The sequence below is a fragment of the Microbacterium sp. PA5 genome, assembly GCF_049860775.1.
In the GTDB taxonomy this organism is placed as follows: domain Bacteria; phylum Actinomycetota; class Actinomycetes; order Actinomycetales; family Microbacteriaceae; genus Microbacterium.
Window position 1 is genome coordinate 1,652,516 of record NZ_CP187567.1, and the last position, 20,837, is coordinate 1,673,352.

Sequence of the window (20,837 nt, forward strand, 5' to 3'; positions counted from 1 at the left end):
CCGCGGCGTGCCGCCAGGATCAGAAGAGGGTGGGCGCATCGGCGATCGCCCAGGAGGCACGGTGGTGCGCGCTGAGTCCGTGGGAGCGGATGGCCGCGCGATGCTCGGGACTGGCGTAGCCCTTGTTCCGCGACCACTGGTACACCGGGAGGTCCGCGTGAAGACCCGTCATGAGGTCGTCTCGGGCGACCTTGGCGATCACGGAGGCCGCCGAGGCCGACGCGCAGTCCCGGTCGGCTTTGATGATGGGCTGGACCCGCAGGCCGCTGCCGCCCGCGGGGGTGATGTAGTCGTAGTTGCCGTCGAGGATGATCACGGCGTCCTCGGGAACGATGCCCGCGACACGCAGATCGGCGATCGCACGGAGCGCCGCCAGCCCCAGCGCGCGCATGATCCCGACGCGGTCGATCTCTGCGGCGTCGGCCCAGCCCACGGCGGACGCCGAGACCCACTGGCGCGCGCGACCGGCCACGTCGTGGCGATGGTGCTCCGCGACCAGCTTCGAGTCCCGCAGGCCGACCGGAACACGCCTACGCGCCCCGGCGGCATCCATCACCGCCGCTCCGACGGCGACGGGGCCGGCGAGGGCGCCGCGGCCGACCTCGTCGCACGCGATCACCAGCGGATGCTCCTTGAGCAGCCTCCGCTCGACGGTGAGGCGCGGGACGGCGACGGTCATGGCGCGGAGTCGGGCACGCCCGCGAAGACGTCGTGGTGGAAGTCGATGAGGCCGAAGCGGTCCAGCGGCCAGGTGACGAGGAACGCGCGTCCCACGACATTGTCGAGGGGCACGAAGCCTTGCCCGGGCTGGTCGGTGTTGTAGCGGGAGTCGCGGGAGGCGTCGCGGTTGTCGCCGAGCACCCACAGCGAACCGTCGGGCACCGTGACGTCGTAGGGCACCACCTCGGGCGCGCTCTGCCCCGGAGCCAGGTTGAGGTAGGAGGTCTCGTCGATGGGGATGTCGTTGACCGTCACCTGCCCGAGCGCGTTGCAGCACACGACGTGGTCGCCGGGCACGCCGATGATCCGCTTGATCAGGTGCTCCTTGCTGTCGGGAGCCGAGATGCCCACCAGCGCCAGCACCCAGTCGACGGCTTCGACCAGCACCGAGCGCTCGACCTTGGGCTCCGTGGGGAGCCAGCCGCCGGGATCGCGGAAGACGACGACATCGCCCCGGTCGTATCCGCCGAAGCGCGGGGTCAGCTCGTCGACGAGGATGCGATCGTCGACGCGCAGCGTCTGCTCCATCGAGCTGGACGGGATGTAGAACGAGCGCACCAGGAAGGTCTTGACGAGGAACGAGACCAGGACCGCGATGACGATGATCACCAGCACGTCGCGCAGCAGCGGCCAGACACCGCGGCGCGCGGGACGACGGGGGCGCACCGGATCGGTCGCCGCTCCGGCGGCGATGTTCTCGGGGGTCATTCAGATCCTTCGTCTCTGCAGGAGAAAGGGGCCGCTCTCCTGCGCACCTGTCAAGGGTCGCACATCCCGGCGGACGCGTGTCCACGGCCCACCGGCCGGACGCGTCCGCGCGCGGGAACGACGATGCCCCGGGGGCCGGGCCCCGGGGCATCGTCGATGAGAGCGCGTCAGCGGTCGCGCTTCTCCTTGATCTTCGCCTTCTTGCCGCGCAGGTTGCGCAGGTAGTAGAGCTTGGCGCGGCGCACGTCACCGCGGGTGACGACCTCGATGTGGTCGATTGACGGGCTGTGCACCGGGAAGGTGCGCTCGACGCCCACCTGGAAGCTGATCTTGCGGACGGTGAAGGTCTCGCGCACGCCGTCGCCGGAGCGGCCGATGACGACGCCCTGGAACACCTGGACGCGGGAGCGGTTGCCCTCGGTGATGTTCACGTGCACCTTGACGTTGTCGCCGGGCGCGAAGGGAGGGATGTCGGAGCGCAGCGAGGCCGCGTCGACGGAGTCGAGGATCTGCATGATCGTCACTTCCTGCGACCGCCACAGGTCGATCGCGAGAGTCAGGATTGGAGGATGTGTCGTGCCCGAGGCGACCGTGTCGGCGCCGTGCTCCCCTGAGGCAGAGCCTGTTCAGGGCACAAACAACCATTCTGCCACGGACCCGCGCCGCGACCAAAACGACTACGGAGCCGGCGGCGTGCGGCCCTCGGTGATCACGATGACCTCGGGATCGGACGTGTCCGCGTGCGGCGCCGCCGGAGGGATGTAGCCGATCCCCTCGGAGGTGCGCAGGACGGTCAGTCCCCCGCGTGCCTCGCGCCAGAGCTGCGACAGCGAGCTCCACAGCGCGGCCACGCCCACTCCGACGGTGAGGGCCAGCAGCGGCCACCACCACCGGCTGTCGAAGACGCCGAGAGCGACGATGAGGACGTGCCACGCGCCCAGCAGTCCGAGGTCGAGCCAGGAGACCGCCCGGTCGGCCCGGACCGTTCCGCGCGCGCGGACCAGCAGCGTCAGGATCAGCTGGCCGATGAGCACCACGGGTGCCGAGACGATGACCCACAGCAGCGCCCACGGGTTCGCGCCGAAGACGATCCAGCCCACGAACAGCCAGAGGGGCAGCACGAATGCCGCTGGAATCAGCCACCGGAAGAACGCCTGACGCACCCACATGACCTCGATGCTACGCCGGTCAGCCAGAATGGAACCTGAGTGAAAGGAACCCGATGATCGAACTGCGCACGCCCGCCGAGATCGAGCAGATGCGCCCGGCCGGCCGCTTCGTGGCGGAGGTCCTCGCGACTCTTCGGGACGAGACGACCGTGGGCACGAACCTCCTGGCGATCGATCGGCGCGCCCACGACATGATCCGCCGGGCCGGGGCCGAATCCTGCTACATCGACTACCACCCCTCGTTCGGGGCGAGCCCGTTCGGCAAGGTCATCTGCACCTCCGTCAACGACGCGGTCCTGCACGGGCTCCCCCACGACTACGCGCTCCGCGACGGCGACCTGGTCACCCTCGACTTCGCCGCCTCGGTCGACGGATGGGTGGCCGACTCCGCGGTGTCCTTCGTGGTGGGCACGCCGCGCGACGAGGATCTCGCCCTCATCGACACCAGCGAGCGTGCCCTCGCAGCGGCCATCGACGCCGCGGTGGTGGGGAACCGCATCGGCGACATCTCCCACGCGATCTCCCAGATCGCGCGGGCCGACGGATACTCCATCAACACGGACTTCGGCGGCCACGGCGTGGGGCGCACGATGCACGGCGACCCGCACGTCGCCAACGACGGGAAGCCCGGTCGCGGCTACCCGCTGCGCGACGGACTCGTGCTGGCCCTGGAACCCTGGTTCCTGCGCACGACAGACGAGCTCGTGACCGATCCCGACGGATGGACCCTTCGCAGCGTGGACGGCTCGCGGGGCTCTCATTCCGAGCACACCGTCGCCATCACGACCGACGGACCCATCGTGCTCACGGATCGCAGCTTCCTCGGCGTCCACTGACCCGGCCATCATGAGGCTCGACCCCTACTTCGCCGACCGGCTCCGCAGACATCGTCGCTACCTGCTGCGTCAGGCCCTGCAGCGGCTGCGCACCGCGGGCCCGTGGACTCTGCTCTCGCGGGCGACCGCCTCGGTGACGGGGGCGCCGAGCGCCACCCCGGCCCCTGCTGCCGGGGCGGCGGCGCCGACGCGCGCGGAGCGGTCCGCCCGCGCTCGCGCCCGCCACCGCCGTGCCGCCCTCGCCTGGGACCGCGACGAGCTGGCCGGCGCGGGAACACCCGGCCCGCCGACGATCACGTCCGACCACGTCGTCCCGGTCGCGGGGTTCCCGGACGTCACGGTGCGGGTCTACCGGCCCACCGCCGACGACCGGGTCCGCCCCGCAGCGCTCCACTTCTTCGGCGGCGCCTTCCGCATCGGCGGCATCGACTACCCGACCACGGATGCCGCCTGCCGCCGTCGCGCCGCGGAGGCCGACGTCGTCGTGGTCGCCGTCGCCTACGACCTGGCGCCCGAGCACCGGTTCCCGACGCAGGTGGAGCAGGGCCATGCCGCCCTCGAGTGGCTCGTCCGCGAGAGTGCTGCGCTCGGCGTCGACCCGGCCCGGCTGGCCGTGACGGGCACCTCCGCCGGCGGAGCGATCGCCGCCGCCGTCACCCTCATGAACCGGGACCGCCGCCGCCACCGCCTGCGCCTGCAGGTGCTGGAGGTCCCGGTGACCGACCTCACCGGCAGGCACATCGACGTGCGCCCCACCTGGCGCATGGGCGTGCCGGCGCTGATCGTGCTGCGCGAGCTCCGCTCGATCGCCCGCACCTACCTCGCCTCTCCGGCACAGGCCCGCCACCCCTACGCCTCACCCCTGCGCGCGGCGGACCACACCGGCCTTCCACCCGCTCTGATCCTCACCGCCGAGTACGACACGCTGCGTGGCGACGGAGCCGCCTACGGCGCGGCGCTGCGTCGGAGCGGCGTGGATGCCACGGTGGTGCGGTATCTCGGCGTCACGCACGACACGCCGATCTACACCGGCGCACTGCCCGCGTCGCGCGCGTGGCACGAGCAGGTCATCGGAGCGCTGCGCGGCCTGCACGCGGACTGAGCTCGGCGCGCTCGCGCGTCACTCCGGCAGGAGGTCGGGCCGGCGCTCGCGCGTGCGCTCGAGCTGCTGCGCCCGACGCCAGTCGACGACGCGCCCGTGGTGACCGCTGAGCAGCACGTCGGGGACCTCGTAGCCGCGCCAGGCGGCCGGCTTCGTGTACGACGGATACTCCAGCAGGCCGTCCTCGTGGGACTCCTCGACGAGGCTCTCGGGATTGCCGACGACGCCCGGGATCAGGCGGCCGACGGCCTCGATGATCGCCATCGCCGCCACCTCGCCGCCGTTGAGCACGTAGTCCCCGAGGCTCACCAGTCGCACGTCCCCGCGGGTCGCCGCATAGGCGAAGACGCGCTCGTCGATTCCTTCGTAGCGGCCGCAGCCGAAGACGAGGTGCGGCAGCTCGGCGAACTCACGAGCCGTGGCCTGGGTGAACCGCTCGCCCGCCGGCGACGGGAAGACGAACGTCGGTCGTGCATCCGGCCCGGCGGAGGCGACGATCTCGTCGATCGCCTCACCCCACGGCTCCGGCTTCATCACCATGCCGGCGCCGCCGCCGTACGGCGTGTCGTCGACCGTGCGGTGGCGGTCGTGGGTGAAGTCCCTGAGGTCGTGCACACGCACGTCGATCAGACCCGACGCACGGGCCTTGCCGAGCAGCGACACCTCGAGGACGTCGAAGAAGGAGGGGAAGATCGAGACGACGTCGATGCGCACGTCAGTCCTCGGTCGCCGCGTCCTCGGCGGGACCCTCCGCGGGACGCGGCTCGTCGGCGTCGTCGCCCGGCAGCTCCTCGAAGAGCCCGGCGGGCGGGGTGACCACCACGCGCCCGGCCGCGACGTCGACCTCGGGGACGATCGCGGCGACGAACGGCACCAGCACCTCGCGGTCGGGGTCGCCACTGAGCTTCACGATCAGGAGGTCCTGGGCAGGAAGGTGGTCGACGCGCACCACGCGGCCGATGACGTCACCGTCCCGGACGACCTCGAGCCCGACCAGCTGGTGGTCGTACCAGGCGTCGTCCTCGGCGCCCGCGGTCTCGTCCTGGTCGATCCAGAGGATGGCCCGGACGATCGACTCGGCCGCATCGCGGTCCTCGACGCCGTCGAGGAAGACGACCGGGTGGGAGTTCATCCAGCGGAATTCGCGCACCGTGACGGTCTTGCCGTGCCACGGCGAGGACTCCGGAACCTGGAGGGTGAAGACGGCGCCGGGCACGAAGCGCCCGTCGGGGTCGTCGGTGTACAGCTCGAGCTTGAGGGCGCCCTTGAGCCCGTGCGCCTTGACGAGACGGCCGACGCGCAACTGCGTGCGCGCGGCTCCGGAGGCCGCCATCTCAGTCGTCCGCGACGTCGACGCGCACGCGTGCGCCATCGGCCAGCGCGGTGATGAGCGTGCGCAGCGCCTTGGCGGTGCGTCCGCCGCGCCCGATCACCCGTCCGCGGTCGTCGGGGTGCACGCGCACCTCGAGCACGTCGCCTCGCGGCGACGTCGAAGAACGGACGGTGACGTCGTCGGGGTGATCCACGATCCCCTTGACGACGTGTTCGAGCGCGGCGGCCAGCACGGTCTTACTCGGCCTCGGTGGTCTCTGCCTCGGCGTCGGCCGGGGCGTCGGTCTCGGCGGCGGGAGCGGGCTCCTCGGCCTTCTTCTCGACCTTGGGCTTGATGACCGACTTCTTGGAGTCGTCCACGACGAACTCGGACTTGGCCTCGGCGGTCTTCACGGTCGAGACGGCGTCCTTGTCGCCCTTGAACTTGCCCCAGTCGCCGGTGAGCTTGAGCAGCGCGGCGACCTGCTCGGTCGGCTGGGCGCCGACGGACAGCCAGTACTGCGCGCGCTCGGAGTCGACCTCGATGAACGAGGGCTCCTCGGTCGGGTGGTACTTGCCGATCTCCTCGATGACACGACCGTCGCGCTTGGTGCGCGAGTCGGCCACGACGATGCGGTAGTACGGCGCACGGATCTTGCCGAGGCGCTTCAGACGGATCTTGACAGCCACAATTCTCCTGAATGGTGTTGGGAAGTAATGAACGTCGCCTGGAGAGTGGGGTGCACACCCGGCGGGAGCTCTGAGGGCGGACCGCTGCCGGATAGAGGGTCGAGCAACAGGTCCAGCGATCCATTTTGCCAGATCATGACGCATGCTGCGAACCACCCGCCTCTCCCATGCCAGACTGTCCGCATGACGGTGCCGTTCGCGACATCCGCCCGCTCCTCCGTGGGGCTGGAGTGGGAGATCATGCTTGCCGACCCGGAGACCGGCGATCTGGTCCCCCGCGCCCCGGAACTCCTCCCCGAGCTCGAGGAGCGCACGCAGCTGGAGCGGTACACCGTCACCGGCGAGCTGCTCACCAACACCGTGGAGGTCACCAGCGGCGTGGGCGACACCGTCGCCGCCGCCGTCGACGACATCGCCGACGCGATCGCGCACGTCCGGACCCTCACGACGCCCCGCGAGATCGAGCTGCTGTGCGCCGGGAGCCACCCGTTCGCGCAGTGGTACGACCAGCAGGTGACCGACAAGACGCGGTACCACAACCTCATCGAGCGCACGCAGTGGTGGGGGCGCAACATGATGATCTGGGGCATCCACATCCATGTCGGCGTCGACGACGTGAACAAGGTGTTCCCGATCATCAACGCGCTGGCCGTCTATCTCCCGCATCTCCAGGCACTCTCGGCGTCGAGCCCGTTCTGGGCCGGTGAGCGCACGGGCTACGCGTCCAACCGGGCACTGGTCTTCCAGCAGCTGCCCACCGCCGGCCTGCCCTGGCCGCTCACCTCATGGGCGCAGTTCGAGTCCTACCTCGACGACATGGTCCGCACGGGAGTCATGGCCGACGCCACGGAGGTGCGGTGGGACATCCGTCCCGCGCCGCGCTGGGGCACGATCGAGGTGCGCGCGTGCGACGGCATGTCGACGCTCCCCGAGCTGGCCGCCGTGGCCGCGCTCGTCCAGGTGCTCGTCGAGCACTTCTCCCGGGAGCTGGACGAGGGCCGCGAGCTCCCGACCATCCCGCCGTGGTTCGTGCGCGAGAACAAGTGGCGCGCGGCGCGCTACGGACTCGCCGCGCAGATCATCGTCGATCGCGACGGCACCCAGCGTCCCGTCGTCGATCACCTGCGCGAGACCGTGGCCGAGCTGGCGCCCATCGCCGACCACCTCCACTGCGCGCGCGAGCTCGCGGGCATCGAGACCATCCTCACGCAGGGGGCGAGCCACGCACGACAGATCCTCGTCGCCGAGGCCGCCGACGGCGACCTCCGGGAAGTGGTCCAGCACCTCATCCGCGAGTTCCGCGCGGGGCCCACCCTGCGCGACCACCTCGCGGCACTCGGTCACTGAGACCGCGCGGGCTCCGTCACCCCGATCTCTTCGGCGGCCTCCCTCGTGAGGTCCTCGGCCGGTGCGTCGTGCAGCTCGAACGTCGACATGCCGTGCTCTGTCTTCTGCCAGTAATGCGGCTTCGTGATGAGCTGCCACAGCGCCTTGTACGACGCGGCGGAGTGCAGGAGCCAGTAGACGGGGTTCAGCAGAGCCCAGCCGACCAGCCAGAACGAGCCGCGCTTGTACGGGCCCATCATGTTCAGGTACACCATCAGCCCGTTCCCGATGAGGAAGTTCAGCAGGCACAACCAGAGGACGAGCGGCGGGAACGCGTCGGAGATGTCCAGCCACGGCACCGCGAACGAGGCGATGAGCAGCGCGGTGAACGGGATCACGCCGAGGAACGTCAGCGGCGTGCCGGCGATGAGGAGCGCGAACGAGAAGAACCGGCGGAGTCCGACCTGGGCGATCAGCCGCCCCGGGCGCCGTGCGTGCACGAGCGCGGTCTGCATGTAGCCCTTGATCCAGCGACTGCGCTGACCGATGAAGATCCCCATGCGGCTCGTGGCCTCCTCCATCGTTGTGGAGTCCACCACCCCCACGCGGTAGCCGAGAGCGCTCGCGCGGATGCCGAGGTCGGCGTCCTCCGTCACGTTGTAGGGATCCCACCCACCGAGCTCGCGGAGGGCGGAGGTGCGGAAGTGGTTCGAGGTCCCCCCGAGCGGAATCGGAAGGTCGCGCACGTCCAGGCCCGCGAGCATGTAGTCAAACCAGTAGCTGTACTCGAGCGCGAACATGCGGGTCAGCACGTTCTCCCGCGCGTTGAAGTAGTTGAGCGAGGCCTGCATCACGACGGTGGAGGCGTCGGCGCGCGAGAAGGCGACGACCGTCTTCTTGAGCTGGTCGGGCTCGGGCGCGTCCTCGGCGTCGTAGATCACGAGGAACTCGCCGCGGGCCACCTCCAGACCCACGTTGCACGCACGGGGCTTCGTCTGCGGCGAGCCCTTCGGCACCGTGACCACGAGGAAGTTGTCGGGGGGCGAGGACACCGCGAGCGCATCGCGGGTCTCGTCGTCCTCCTCCTCCACGAGGATGATCACCTCGAGCTTCTCGGCCGGATAGTCGAGCCGTCCGAGGTTCTCGACGAGGCGCCCCACGATGCGCGCCTCGCGGAAGACCGGCACCAGCACGGTGTAGATCGGCAGATCGGCGTCGTCGAGTGCGGCGATCGACTCCGCGTCCACGCGCTGCACGAGGTCGTAGCGGGACCCGTGCAGCGCGACCGAGAACTTGAACAGCGTACTCGCGAGGAAGACGATGCTGGCGACGGCGATCCCGACGATGATCGTCGGCAGCGTCCACAGGACGAGCGCCGCGACCACGAGCACGAGGAGCACGACGAGGCCGACCTGCTGCGAACGCGAGAGCACGCGTCGCGCCGACAGCCCGGGATCCGTCAGGTAGAGACCGTTGGCGGCCTGATCGGCGAAGTCGTCGCGGAACTCGGTGACGACCCGGTCGACGATCGCCCGCTGCGACAGCGGCTGCACCGAGATCGGCGCACCCACGCTCGCGCTGATCGCGGTGCGCGCGGCGCGGCCGAGCTCGTGCGAGGCTCCGATGACGACCCTGTCGCCCTCGCGGCCGATCGGCAGCCAGCCCTCCTGCACATAACGCGTGCGGAGCTCGGGCGAGAGCAGCGTGCCGTCGGACATCATGACAATCCTCCCAGCGCCCGCACCCAGTCGGCGAGGGTCGCCCATTGCAGTGTCGTCAGCCATCCGATCACCCACAGCACGACCGACACGGCGGACGTGAGCAGGGTATGGGCCAGTGTGGTCAGGGTGGGGACGATGGCGATCGCCAGGAGCAGCATCAGCGTGTAGTTGATGCCCGCGGTGCCGGGCGGCGTGAGCCCCAGGATGAAGGCGAGCAGCGTGCTGGCGGTCAGCAGCACCGCGATCAGCGCCGTGCCCGGGAACCGGAGCGCGAAGCTCGTCACCACGAGCAGCAGCACCGGGGCGAAGTAGACGACGCCGGCCGGGGTGGCGAAGAAGGCGAGCATCGCCTCGAACCGATCCGGACTCCAGCTCAGGTCGCCGCGCATCATCGCGAGCGGGCCGGCACCGAACGCGATGCCGAGCAGCGCCAGCGAGACGAACAGGGTGATCGTCGGGAACGCCACCACGTACGCGTTCGCGAACCGCGCGCCGGGTCGCGACTGGATGATGAGCGTGCCGGCGACGGCCGCCACGAGGGCGGAGAAGGTGACGGTGGAGTCGGAGAACGCCGCGCAGGCGAAGAGGATGCCCGCGCGGAACCCTGCCTGCGTGTTCGCCCAGGTCACGAAGCGGACGAGGTCGATCATCCCCAGGCCGAAGAACATCAGGCCGACGATCGCCTCGAAGTTCGTCGTGGCGATGTACGCGAACACGGGCGTGGCGCCGAGGGTCAGGATGAAGACGAGCCGGACGAACACGGGAAACTGCCGCCGGCGCATCGACTGCACGACCAGCTGCAGCATCAGCCCCGCCGCGAGACTTCCCGCGATCGCCAGGCCGAGAGGCCCTCCGGGAACGAGCATGGCGATGAGGCTCGTGAGCGGCGGGTACAGGGCGCCGATCACGGCGACGCCGTCGCTGCCGTCCGCCCCGCTGAGCAGCCGTCCCACGCGCTCGGCCAGGGCGGCGTTGGCCGTCCCCTGCCAGTCGCCCGCCGTGGCCACATGGAACCAGACGGCGACCGCGGCATAGAACGCCGCGATCAGAAGACGCAGGCCCCATCGCGCCCAGGCGTTGCGCGGGAACTTGTCGAGCCGTCCGCTGACGCTCTCACGGAAGAGCGGCGTGTCGCGCTCGAAGACCCTGCTCGTCGAGACCCTGCTAGTCACACTTCCTCTGCCGCATCTCCCCAGACGTCCCCAGTCGACCCACGGGTGTCAGCCTAGCGGCGGACGGCGCGGCGACGCGGGCGCCGGGTCGCGTGTGTCTCAGCCCTTGCCGAAGAGCTTCTGGATCTCGGCGAGGTCGGCTTCGGACGGCTGCGGCGCGCCGCCGAGACCGAAACCGGATCCGCTCGGGGCGGAGGCGGTGGCGGCGAGGCCGGCGTTCTCGGCGGCCCGCTTCGCCGGGTTGCCCGAGCGGGAGCCGCCGCCCTTCTTCTGCTTCGCGCCCCGCTTGCTGGACGCTCCGGGCTTGCCGCCCATCGGGCCCATCCCGGGGATCTGGGGCACCCCGCCGCGCGCGACGGTCTTCATCATCTTCGCGGCCTGGTCGAACCGCTGGACGAGCTGATTGACGTCGGTGACGGTCATCCCCGAACCGCGCGCGATGCGCAGGCGCCGCGAGCCGTTGAGCAGCTTCGGGTTGCGGCGCTCCATGGGCGTCATCGAGCGGATGATCGCCTCGGTGCGGTCGATCTCGCGCTCGTCGAAGTTCTCGAGCTGCTGCTTCATGTTCCCGGCGCCCGGGAGCATCCCGAGCATCTTCTTCATGGAGCCCATCTTCTTGAGCTGCTGCATCTGGTCGAGGAAGTCCTCGAGCGTGAACTGCTCGGTCGCGAGCTTCTCGGCGACCTTCTTGGCCTCCTCCTCGTCGAACGCGGCCTGGGCCTGCTCGATGAGGGTCAGGATGTCGCCGAGGTCGAGGATGCGGCTCGCCATGCGGTCGGGGTGGAAGGCCTCCAGGTCCTCCAGGCCCTCGCCGGTCGACGCGTAGATGATCGGGCGACCCGTGACGGAGGCGACCGACAGGGCCGCGCCGCCGCGCGCGTCGCCGTCGAGCTTGGAGAGCACCACGCCCGTGAAGTCGACGCCGTCCTGGAACGCCTTGGCGGTGTTGACGGCGTCCTGACCGATCATCGCGTCGATGACGAACAGGACCTCGTCCGGGTCGACGGCCCGGCGGATGTCGGCGGCCTGCTTCATGAGCTCCGCGTCGACGCCGAGGCGGCCGGCGGTGTCGATGATGACGACGTCGTGCTGCTGGCGGCGCGCGTGCTCGACACCGTCGCGCGCGACGCGTACCGGATCCCCGACGCCGTTGCCGGGCTCGGGGGCGAAGACGGCCGCTCCGGCGCGCTGGGCCACGACCTGGAGCTGGTTGACGGCGTTGGGCCGCTGCAGGTCGGCCGCCACCAGGAGAGGCGTGTGACCGTCCTTCTCGAGAAGGCGCGCCAGCTTGCCGGCGAAGGTCGTCTTGCCCGAGCCCTGCAGGCCCGCGAGCATGATGACGGTCGGCGGGTTCTTGGCGAACTGCAGCCGGCGCTGCTGTCCGCCGAGGATCGCGACGAGCTCCTCGTTGACGATCTGGACCACCTGCTGGGCGGGGTTCAGCGCGCGGCTGACCTCGTCGCCGAGCGCGCGCTCGCGCACCTTCGCGGTGAAGTCCTTGACGACGCCGAGCGCGACGTCGGCGTCAAGGAGCGCGCGACGGATCTCGCGGACGGTGCCGTCGACGTCGGCGGGCGTGAGCTTGCCCTTGGTCCGCAGATTGCGGAAGGTCTCTGTGAGCCGGTCGGAGAGTGTGCCGAAAGTCGCCATGATGCCCCGATTCTACGGGAGCGGCGCGGAGCGGAGCGGCCGACCGCACCGGGGCGGCCGGTCCGCCCGTCGGGCGTCGCGCGGCGGTCAGGGCGCGTCGAGTTCCTGGAACAGCGTGAGCTGCAGACCCGCGGCCCCGCGGACCCGCGCGTTGCGCGACCGCCACGGCGTCTCACGCGGGCCGGCCTCCAGCAGCGCGCCCGCCTCGAGGACCGACGCGGTGGACTCGATCGTGTCGGCGACCTCCAGACCCACGCGGATCGGATCGCTCGGCGCGTCGCCGTCGGTCTCGACCGCGTCGATGAGGTCGATCTGGGCCGCGTTCGCCAGCTCGAGGGTGGCGCGCCCCGCGTCGAGGATCACGACCCGGGCTCCCCCGTCGCCCTGGAACGCGTCGAGCTCGGTCATCCCGAGCACGTCCCGGTAGAACCGCACCGCCCCCTCGAAATGGTCGGCGCGGGCGACGACGCGCAACTGGCGCACGGCGCGCGGCAGGGTGGCTGCGGCCGCATCGAGTGCGCCGCGCAGCACGTCGGGGAGGGACGTGCTGCCCGCACCACGGCAAGCCCATTCGCCGATGGCCGCGAGCACCGCGCCGCCGTGGGCGGCACCGGCCACCTCGGCGACGACCGCCCCGGCTCCCCCGAGTCGCAGCCGGCGCGACACCGCATCGGCGATGCGACCGCGGCGGCCGGCGGATTCCCGGACCAGTTCGGACTCGATCCCCATCGCGGGCGCGTTCACCAGAGCGAGCGCCAGCGCGTCGGGCGCGAAGCCGCTCGCGATCCCGAGAAGCGCCTCGCGCACGTCCGCACCGTCGGACAGCGAGACCTCGGCCGCGTCGATGCGCGCATCGAGCCCCGCCCAGAGCACGTCGGACTTCGAGGAGAAGTAGTTGAAGAAGCTCGATCGACTCACGCCGGCGCGCAGCGCGATGTCGCCCACCGTGGTGCCCTCGTATCCCTTTTCGAGGAACAGCTCGCACGCCGCCTCGGCCAGGACCTCGCGGGACGACGACTTGGGACGACCGGTGCTCATCTCCCCACCATATCCAGGCTATTGTTGGACGCAGTCCAGCAATCGCGAAGGAGACGGCGTGCTCGACATCCAGACGATCGGCCTCGCACCGACGTACGTTCCCTACGGCGACGGCTGGGAGCTCCAGCGCCGCCTGCACGGCGAGATCGTCGCCGGAGCACGACCCGACACGCTCCTGCTGCTGGAGCATGAGCCGGTGTTCACCGCCGGCGCCCGGACCGCGCGTCACGAGCGCCCGACCGACGGCACGCCCGTGATCGATGTCGACCGCGGCGGGAAGATCACCTGGCACGGGCCCGGCCAGCTGGTCGGGTACCCGCTCGTGCGCCTCGCCGAGCCCGTCGACGTCGTCGCACACGTGCGCCGGCTGGAGGCGGTGCTGATCGAGGTCCTCGCCGCCTTCGACGTCGAGGGCTACCGGGTGGAGGGACGCAGCGGCGTCTGGGTGCGCCGTCCCCTGTCGGAGGACAAGATCGCGGCCATCGGCGTGCGGGTGCAGCGCGGCGTGACCATGCACGGCTTCGCACTCAACTGCGACAACAGTCTGCTCCCGTTCTCCCAGATCGTGCCCTGCGGGATCTCGGACGCCGGGGTCACGACCCTCAGCGAGATCGCCGGCACCGACATCTCCCCCGCCGATGTCGTCGACACGGTCGCCTCGGCCTTCCAGGCCGCCTTCGATTCGGCGGTCGCCGCGTGAGCTGCGGCACCGCCCCGGGCGGGCAGAACGCCGGGCAGGCAGCGCCCGAGGGGCGCAGACTCCTCCGGCTCGAGGTGCGCAACGCGCAGACGCCGATCGAGCGCAAGCCCGACTGGATCAAGACCAAGGCTCGGATGGGCCCCGAGTACCAGGCCCTCCACGCCCTCGTGAAGGACGAGCAGCTGCACACCGTGTGCCAGGAGGCCGGGTGCCCGAACATCTACGAGTGCTGGGAGGATCGCGAGGCGACGTTCCTCATCGGCGGCTCGCAGTGCACCCGGCGCTGCGACTTCTGCCAGATCGACACCGGCAAGCCCGCCGACTACGACATCGACGAGCCCCGGCGCGTCGCCGAGAGCGTCGAGCGGATGCGGCTGCGGTACGCCACCGTCACATGCGTGGCGCGCGACGACCTCCCCGACGGCGGCGCCTGGCTGAACGCGGAGACCGTCCGTCAGATCCACGCGCGCAACCCCGGCACCGGCGTCGAGCTGCTCGCCACCGACTTCAACGGCGACCCGGCGCTGCTGTCCGAGGTCTTCGACGCTCGGCCGGAGGTCTTCGCCCACAACGTGGAGACGGTGCCCCGCATCTTCAAGCGCATCCGTCCCGCCTTCCGCTACGAGCGCTCGCTCGACGTGCTGACCCAGGCGCGCGCCGCCGGACTCATCACGAAGTCCAACCTCATCCTCGGCATGGGCGAGGAGCCGGAAGAGGTCGTGCAGGCGCTGCAGGACCTGCGTGACGCGGGCACCGACATCATCACGATCACGCAGTACCTGCGCCCCACCCCCCGCCACCTCCCGGTGGCGCGGTGGGTGAAGCCCGAGGAGTTCGTGGCGTTCAAGGAGGAGGCCGAGCGCATCGGATTCCTCGGCGTGCTCGCCGGTCCGCTCGTGCGCTCCTCCTACCGCGCCGGACGGCTCTGGGCGCAGTCGATGGCGTCTCACGGCCGTGAGATCCCCGCCCACCTGGTGCACCTGACGGCCGACGGCGGGTTCGCGCAGGCGGTCTAGCCGGCGGATTCCCATTCGCGGACGAGGTACTTCGGCGCCTGCGTGCGCCAGGCCTCGACGAGAAGCTCGGTCAGGTGTCCCGGGTCGATCGCACCCAGCCGGAACGCGATCTTGGGCTCGCCCCACCGCGTCGTCTGCGGCAGGAAGACGGCCGGATCCATCTCCCGCAGCGCCCGGGCGTCGTCGGGGTCGCCGACCTTGGCTCCGACGACAGCCTCGGCGAGGATCACCGCGCGCACCGGCTCGGGGATGCTCGGCCACGGGTGGCACTCCCAGGCGAACAGTCTGCCCCGCACGAACCAGGCCGCACCGCCGGTGGTCTGCCGCTCCTCGGCGCCCGGCAGCCCCAGGACCACCCGCCGGACGTCGTCGACCTCGGGCATCCGCGTTCAGTCGGCGCTGGTGACAGACTGCACGGCGCCGTCGCTGGTGAGGTTCACCAGGAGCACCTCGTCGGTGGCGTCCCGATCGAGCGCGTACTCGAGCACGGCGAACGGGTCGGCACCGCCGTGCTCGTCGGCGAGGATCGTCATGCTCACCAGCTGCAGGGAGCGGATCACGTCGATGTGGACGTCGCCGGAGATGTCCACGAGGAAGTCCTCGATCTCCTCGCCCATCTGCTCCTGCTGCTGCAGGATGTACTCGGTGACCTCGCTGGTGCGATCGTCGAGCTCGGAGACCATGGCGTTGCGCGCCTGCAGATCGATCGCCTCGAGGGAGGAGATCATGGCCGCCGCGACATCCAACGCCGCAGGCGAGACGTCGTCCTGATCGGGCGCGGTCAGATCGACGGTGACCCTCTGGTCGCCGAAGTCGATCGCCTCGCTCCAGAAGATCGATCCGTCCGGCCCCGACTCCAGCAGGCCGAAGTAGTCGTGCTCGATCGCCATGGCCCTATGCAACCACCCTCGCGGCCATCATGCGAGCCCGGTGACGCATGTCGCGGCGCTCAATCGACCAGCGCCGACACGAAGACGTGCGGGGTGAAGCCGGTGAGGTCGCCGATCCCCTCGCCCTGCCCGAGCAGCTTCACCGGGATGCCGGTGCGCTCCTGGACCGCGAGGACGAAACCGCCCTTGGCCGAGCCGTCGAGCTTGGTCAGCACGAGTCCCGTGACGCCCGCGTGCTCGAGGAACGCCTGCGCCTGCATGACGCCGTTCTGCCCCGTGGTGGCGTCCAGCACGAGCAGGACCTCGCTGATCGGGGCGAGCTTCTCCACCACCCGCCGGATCTTGCTCAGCTCGTCCATGAGGCCGCCCTTGGTGTGCAGGCGGCCGGCGGTGTCGACGAGCACGATCTCGGTGCCGGTCTGCACCGCGTGGTCGATGGTCTGGTACGCGACCGATGCCGGGTCCTGCCCCTCGTGCTGCGGCCGGACGATCGTCGCCCCACCGCGTTCGGCCCAGGTCGCGAGCTGGTCGACGGCAGCGGCACGGAAGGTGTCCGCGGCGCCCACGACGACCGACCGCTCGAACCGGCGGAGGTAGGCGGCGAGCTTTCCGATGGTGGTCGTCTTGCCCACCCCGTTCACGCCGACCACCAGCACCACCGCGGGACGCTCCGTCAGCCGCAGGGTCGAGTCGAAGGCCGCGAAGTGCTCCTCGAGGGTCTCCTTCAGCATGCGCTGCAGATCGCGCGGGTCCGTGGTCCGGAACCGGTCCACCTTCTCATGGAGCTCGTCCAGGAGCCGCTCGGTGATGTCGGGGCCGAAGTCCGCCGTCAGGAGGGCGGTCTCCAGGTCCTCCCAGGTGGTCTCGTCGATCGTGGGCTTGACGAACATGCCGCGCAGCGCGCGACCGAGCGACCAGGAGTTCTCCGCCATGCGTCCAGCCTAGGAGTTCGCCCGCACCCGGGCGCGCACCTCGCCGCCTGCCCCGCCGATCGACGCGCACCGAGGCACCGCGGCGGCGGTCAGGACGGCACGTGCTCCCGGACGCGCTGCCCCACGACAGCCGAGACGCCGTCCTGCCGCATCGAGACGCCGTACAGGGCGTCGGCGATCTCCATCGTCCGCTTCTGGTGGGTGATGACGATCAGCTGACTGGAGGCGCGCAGCTGCTCGAAGACGCCGAGAAGCCGACCCAGATTCGCATCGTCGAGGGCGGCCTCGACCTCGTCGAGGATGTAGAAGGGACTCGGCCGCGCCTTGAAGATCGCCGTCAGGAGCGCCACGGCGGCCAGCGATCGCTCGCCACCGGACAGGAGCGACAGCCGCTCGATCTTCTTGCCCACCGGTCGCACGGACACCTCGATGCCGGTGGTGAGCGGATTGTCCGGGTCGGTGAGCGAGATGCTTCCCGAGCCTCCGGGGAACAGGATCGGGAACACCTCGCCGAACGCGACCTTCGTGTCCTCGAACGCCGCGAGGAAGATCGTCTGCATCCGCTCGTCGAGCTCTTCGATGATCGTGAGCAGATCGGCCCGGGTCTGGCTGAGGTCGGCCAGCTGCTCGGTGAGGAAGGCGTGGCGCTGCTCGAGCGCGGCGAACTCCTCCAGAGCCAGCGGATTCACCCGCCCGAGCTGAGCCAGCTTGCGCTCGGCGTCCTGCAGTCGACGCCGCTGCGCGGCGCGGTCGTAGGCCTCGCCGTCCTCCTCGCCCTCGGTGGGGATCAGCTGATCCGGACCATATTCCGAAATGAGAATATCCTCGCTGAGACTGAGCTCGCTGCCCACCCTCTCGAGCAGGGAGGTGACGTGGAGGCGCTTCTCGTGCATCTGCAGCTCGAGCCCGTGGACGCTCTCCGTGAGGCCGCTCAGGCGTTCTCTGACCGACGCGTCCTGGGCGCGCAGGTCGACCAGTTCGGCGGTGACGGCGCTGCGCGCCTGCTCGGCCAGCTGCAGCTCGACACGGGCCTGGGACACCGACCGATCCACGGAGTCGAGCAGCGGCGGCAGCTGCCCGGCGACCTCGGCGGCGATCTCCCGCTGCGCCCGGCGGAGGACCGCCCGCCGGGCCGCCTCCTCCGCGGCGGACCGCTCGCGCTCCCGCTGGCGCTCCAGCTGCACGACCCGGGCCTCCCCGGCGCGCACCCGCTCCTTCAGGGTCTCGACGTCGAGTCGCGCACGCATCTCGCCGTCGCGCGCCTGCTCCAGCTCGGCGAGCAGACCGTCGCGGGCGGAGGCGTCGAGGATGGGGCGGGGTGCGTCCTGGGCCCGCGCGAGTGCCTCCTCGGCCGTCCGCGCAGCCGCCTCGGCGTCGGCGACGGCGGACTGGGCCTGCCGCACCCCGGCCTCCAGTCGCTCGCATTCGGCGATCGCGGCCTCGTGGCGCACCGTCGCCCGGTTCACCTGCTCGCTGTGCGCGGCCAGCGCGGCGTCGTGCTCGCGCAGCGTCTGCAGCGACTCCCGCGTGCGCCGTCGCGCGTCGTCCCAGCCTGCCTGGGCGTCCGCGAGTGCCTCGCGGAGGGAGTCGGCGACGACCACGATCTCGCTCAGCCGGTCGGTCGCGGCATCGCGCTCCGCCGCGAGCTCCAGGCGGGAGCGTCCCGAGCCGGAGCCGGCGCGCACGGTGTACGCGGTGACGATCTCTCCGGCGCGGGTGACGAGGGTGACGGGCGACTCGTCGGCCGGGAGCTCGGCCGTCAGCGCGTGCGCCGCGGCCAGGTCGTCGACGATGTGCACCGACGCGAGCACGCCGCGCACACCGTCCGGAGCCGTCACGACCTCGAGCGCGGGGGTGGCGCCGGCGAGCACCCGCGGTGCAGGAACGGGCCCGCCGTCCGCGAGGGCGATGTCCACGGTGCCGAGATCTGCGTCCTGTGCGGTGCGCGCGACCTCGAGTGCGGACGCCAGATCGACGACGAGCACCCCTTCGGCGAGTGAGCCGAGCGCCGCGGCGATCGCCGCCTCGTAGCCCGCGGTCACCTTGACGGCATCGCCGACGAGACCTCGGATCCCGTCCCCGCCGCGCGCGATCAGCGCCGCGGCGGCGTTGCGCACATCGAGCGCCCGCCCGAGTGCCGCTGCCTGGGCCGTGAGCGACTCCACCTCGCGCTCCGCGGCGTGCAGACGCTCGCGCAGCGCCGTGACCTGCGACTCCGCCTCGCCCGCGTCGCGCTGAGCACGCTCGTAGGCGGCGGCGAACTCGGCCGACGACCCCTCCGGCACGAGCTCGGGCTCCACCCCGGCGAGAGCCTCCTCGGCGTCCACCCGTCGCTGCAGCGCCGCGTCGAGTGCGCGCTGCTGACGCTCGACGGCGCCGCGCACCGCCTCGAGGCGCGACGCGGCGGCCTCCGCCGAACCGCGCAGCGCGGTGAGTCGCATGTCGTGCTCGGAGACGAGGGCGCTCTGCGCCGCGATGTCCGCATCGAGCGCGTCGAGCTCGGCGCGGGCACGGATGACGTCACGCGACGCTGCAGCGGCCGCGTCCTGAGCCGCGCCGAGCCCCGATGCGATCTCGTCGACGTCCACCCGCGCCTCGTCGATGCTCGCCTGGCTCACCGTCGCGACCTCGAGCGCGAGCTGTCCGTCGTCTTCGAGCAGCGCGAGCCGCTGACCCGCCAGCGAGTACAGGCCGCGCAGCCGCTCCTGGACCTGCTCGAGCCCGAACGCCGCCGCACGTGCGCGATCGACCCCCTCGGAGCGCTGCTGAGCCTCCAGCGTGTCGATGCGCAGCTTGAGCTGCTCGGCCTGATCCTGCAGCACGATGCGCTCCGCATGCCGCTCGTGCTCGGTGCGCGCGTGGTCGGCGAGCTGCGTGCGCAGCGACACGAGCTCATCGGCATACAGGCGCGCCTTCGCATCGCGCACGACCGCCGCGATCGTGGCCGCCTCGCGCGCGATCTCGGCCTGCTTGCCCAGCGGCTTGAGCTGACGACGCAGCTCGCCGGCGAGGTCGCTCAGCCGCATCAGGTTGGCTTCCATCGCGTCGAGCTTGCGGAGGGTCTTCTCCTTGCGGCGTCGATGCTTCAGGATCCCGGCGGCTTCCTCGATGAAGCCGCGGCGGTCCTCAGGACTGGCCTGGAGCACGCTGTCGAGCCGGCCCTGACCGACGATCACGTGCATCTCCCGACCGAGGCCGGAGTCGCTGAGCAGCTCCTGCACGTCGAGCAGCCGGCAGGTCTCCCCGTTGATCGCGTACTCGCTGCTGCCGTTGCGGAAGAGGGTGCGGCTGATCGTGACCTCGCTGTAGGCGATCGGGAGCGCACCGTCGCTGTTGTCGATCGTCAGCTGCACCTCGGCGCGACCGAGCGGTCCGCGCGTTGCCGTGCCGGCGAAGATGACGTCCTCCATCTTCCCGCCCCGGAGGGTCTTCACACCCTGCTCCCCCATCACCCAGGCCAGGGCGTCGACGACGTTCGACTTGCCCGACCCGTTGGGTCCGACGATGCACGTGACGCCGGGCTCGAGGGCGAAAGTGGTCGGCTGCGCGAACGACTTGAAGCCTTTGAGCGTCACGCTCTTCAGGTGCATGGGCGGTCGTCCTCCGTCAGGTGTCGCGCAGCTGTCGCGACCACGCTACCGGCACCGCGCTTGACGGCGGTGCCAGCCACGCGCTATCGTCACTCTCCGCGTCAGAAGTCGAGAAAGGAGGTCCCGAAATGATGCACATGAACACCACCGGAGGAATGACTCCGCGTCTCGCGTGCGCCGGGACCATCTCCTTCGGCGCCTTCCAGAACACGCGTACGCACGCGTTCATCTGATCCCCGCAGGGGACGAGTCTGCCCGTTACCGGG

Annotated in this window: 21 protein-coding genes; 5 read left to right on the top strand and 16 right to left on the bottom strand. The window is 70.9% G+C overall.

All coding sequences use genetic code 11. From position 1 onward, the window contains the following. Positions 1–19: 19 nt before the first annotated feature. The 4 genes from ACPWUT_RS07720 to ACPWUT_RS07735 all read right to left on the bottom strand — a co-directional run bounded on the left by ACPWUT_RS07720 (position 20) and on the right by ACPWUT_RS07735 (position 2,597). Positions 20–679, bottom strand: a complete 660-nt coding sequence (locus ACPWUT_RS07720) for a ribonuclease HII (RefSeq protein WP_284527390.1) — start codon at positions 677–679, stop codon at positions 20–22. Next, on the bottom strand, positions 676–1,428 hold the full coding sequence (gene lepB / locus ACPWUT_RS07725) for a signal peptidase I (RefSeq protein WP_284527391.1): 753 nt from the start codon (positions 1,426–1,428) through the stop codon (positions 676–678). Before lepB ends, ACPWUT_RS07720 begins: the two co-directional genes overlap by 4 nt. Before the next feature lie 167 nt (positions 1,429–1,595). Then, positions 1,596–1,943: a 50S ribosomal protein L19 gene (gene rplS, locus ACPWUT_RS07730; protein ID WP_284527392.1), complete on the bottom strand. Its 348-nt coding sequence runs from the start codon at positions 1,941–1,943 to the stop codon at positions 1,596–1,598. 162 nt (positions 1,944–2,105) lie between these two features. Further along, positions 2,106–2,597, bottom strand: coding sequence for an MFS transporter permease (locus ACPWUT_RS07735; protein ID WP_284527393.1), 492 nt, complete (start codon positions 2,595–2,597; stop codon positions 2,106–2,108). A gap of 53 nt (positions 2,598–2,650) precedes the next feature. Here ACPWUT_RS07735 and map point away from each other — a divergent pair, with 53 nt between their 5' ends. Together map and ACPWUT_RS07745 are read left to right on the top strand one after the other, a co-directional pair. Further along, on the top strand, positions 2,651–3,433 hold the full coding sequence (map, locus tag ACPWUT_RS07740; RefSeq protein WP_284527394.1) for a type I methionyl aminopeptidase: 783 nt from the start codon (positions 2,651–2,653) through the stop codon (positions 3,431–3,433). A gap of 10 nt (positions 3,434–3,443) precedes the next feature. Continuing rightward, positions 3,444–4,535 carry an alpha/beta hydrolase gene (locus ACPWUT_RS07745; RefSeq protein ID WP_284527395.1) on the top strand — a complete coding sequence of 364 codons (1,092 nt, stop codon included), beginning with the start codon at positions 3,444–3,446 and terminating at the stop codon, positions 4,533–4,535. Between the two features lie 18 nt (positions 4,536–4,553). On the opposite strand, the gene trmD is transcribed toward ACPWUT_RS07745, so the two are convergent. From trmD to rpsP, 4 genes are read right to left on the bottom strand one after another with little or no spacing between them, the layout of a single operon-like run. After that, positions 4,554–5,249 (bottom strand): tRNA (guanosine(37)-N1)-methyltransferase TrmD, encoded by a 696-nt coding sequence (gene trmD, locus ACPWUT_RS07750; RefSeq protein WP_284527396.1) that lies wholly within the window; start codon positions 5,247–5,249, stop codon positions 4,554–4,556. Position 5,250: 1 nt separating this feature from the next. Further along, complete coding sequence (gene rimM, locus ACPWUT_RS07755) at positions 5,251–5,868, bottom strand: ribosome maturation factor RimM (protein ID WP_425836257.1); 618 nt, start codon at positions 5,866–5,868, stop codon at positions 5,251–5,253. Between the two features lies 1 nt (position 5,869). Then, entirely contained in the window at positions 5,870–6,100 is a 231-nt protein-coding gene (locus ACPWUT_RS07760) for an RNA-binding protein (protein WP_284527398.1), read from the bottom strand. Between the two features lie 4 nt (positions 6,101–6,104). After that, a complete protein-coding gene (rpsP, locus tag ACPWUT_RS07765; protein ID WP_284527399.1) occupies positions 6,105–6,536 on the bottom strand; it encodes a 30S ribosomal protein S16 in 432 nt (143 codons plus the stop codon). Positions 6,537–6,719: 183 nt separating this feature from the next. Here rpsP and ACPWUT_RS07770 point away from each other — a divergent pair, with 183 nt between their 5' ends. Further along, positions 6,720–7,883, top strand: a complete 1,164-nt coding sequence (locus ACPWUT_RS07770) for a glutamate--cysteine ligase (protein WP_284527400.1) — start codon at positions 6,720–6,722, stop codon at positions 7,881–7,883. On the opposite strand, the gene ACPWUT_RS07775 is transcribed toward ACPWUT_RS07770, so the two are convergent. The 4 genes from ACPWUT_RS07775 to ACPWUT_RS07790 form a co-directional block, all read right to left on the bottom strand. Then, positions 7,877–9,580, bottom strand: coding sequence for a glycosyltransferase (locus ACPWUT_RS07775; protein WP_425836262.1), 1,704 nt, complete (start codon positions 9,578–9,580; stop codon positions 7,877–7,879). The genes ACPWUT_RS07770 and ACPWUT_RS07775 overlap by 7 nt on opposite strands. After that, on the bottom strand, positions 9,580–10,755 hold the full coding sequence (locus ACPWUT_RS07780) for a hypothetical protein (protein WP_284527402.1): 1,176 nt from the start codon (positions 10,753–10,755) through the stop codon (positions 9,580–9,582). The genes ACPWUT_RS07775 and ACPWUT_RS07780 overlap by 1 nt, the downstream gene beginning before the upstream one ends. Positions 10,756–10,854: 99 nt before the next feature. Continuing rightward, positions 10,855–12,405 carry a signal recognition particle protein gene (ffh, locus tag ACPWUT_RS07785; RefSeq protein ID WP_284527403.1) on the bottom strand — a complete coding sequence of 517 codons (1,551 nt, stop codon included), beginning with the start codon at positions 12,403–12,405 and terminating at the stop codon, positions 10,855–10,857. 87 nt (positions 12,406–12,492) lie between these two features. Next, positions 12,493–13,443 carry a TetR family transcriptional regulator gene (locus ACPWUT_RS07790; RefSeq protein ID WP_425836266.1) on the bottom strand — a complete coding sequence of 317 codons (951 nt, stop codon included), beginning with the start codon at positions 13,441–13,443 and terminating at the stop codon, positions 12,493–12,495. A 58-nt stretch (positions 13,444–13,501) separates the two neighbouring features. Here ACPWUT_RS07790 and lipB point away from each other — a divergent pair, with 58 nt between their 5' ends. Beyond that, positions 13,502–14,143, top strand: a complete 642-nt coding sequence (lipB, locus tag ACPWUT_RS07795) for a lipoyl(octanoyl) transferase LipB (RefSeq protein ID WP_425836269.1) — start codon at positions 13,502–13,504, stop codon at positions 14,141–14,143. Beyond that, positions 14,140–15,159 (top strand): lipoyl synthase, encoded by a 1,020-nt coding sequence (lipA, locus tag ACPWUT_RS07800; protein WP_425836272.1) that lies wholly within the window; start codon positions 14,140–14,142, stop codon positions 15,157–15,159. Before lipB ends, lipA begins: the two co-directional genes overlap by 4 nt. On the opposite strand, the gene ACPWUT_RS07805 is transcribed toward lipA, so the two are convergent. The 4 genes from ACPWUT_RS07805 to smc form a co-directional block, all read right to left on the bottom strand. Beyond that, positions 15,156–15,542, bottom strand: coding sequence for an MmcQ/YjbR family DNA-binding protein (locus ACPWUT_RS07805; protein ID WP_425836275.1), 387 nt, complete (start codon positions 15,540–15,542; stop codon positions 15,156–15,158). The genes lipA and ACPWUT_RS07805 overlap by 4 nt on opposite strands. Positions 15,543–15,548: 6 nt before the next feature. Next, positions 15,549–16,049 (bottom strand): DUF2004 domain-containing protein, encoded by a 501-nt coding sequence (locus ACPWUT_RS07810; RefSeq protein WP_284527408.1) that lies wholly within the window; start codon positions 16,047–16,049, stop codon positions 15,549–15,551. Between the two features lie 59 nt (positions 16,050–16,108). After that, complete coding sequence (gene ftsY, locus ACPWUT_RS07815; RefSeq protein WP_425836279.1) at positions 16,109–16,981, bottom strand: signal recognition particle-docking protein FtsY; 873 nt, start codon at positions 16,979–16,981, stop codon at positions 16,109–16,111. Positions 16,982–17,070: 89 nt separating this feature from the next. Next, positions 17,071–20,571 carry a chromosome segregation protein SMC gene (gene smc, locus ACPWUT_RS07820; protein ID WP_425836282.1) on the bottom strand — a complete coding sequence of 1,167 codons (3,501 nt, stop codon included), beginning with the start codon at positions 20,569–20,571 and terminating at the stop codon, positions 17,071–17,073. Positions 20,572–20,837: the final 266 nt, after the last annotated feature.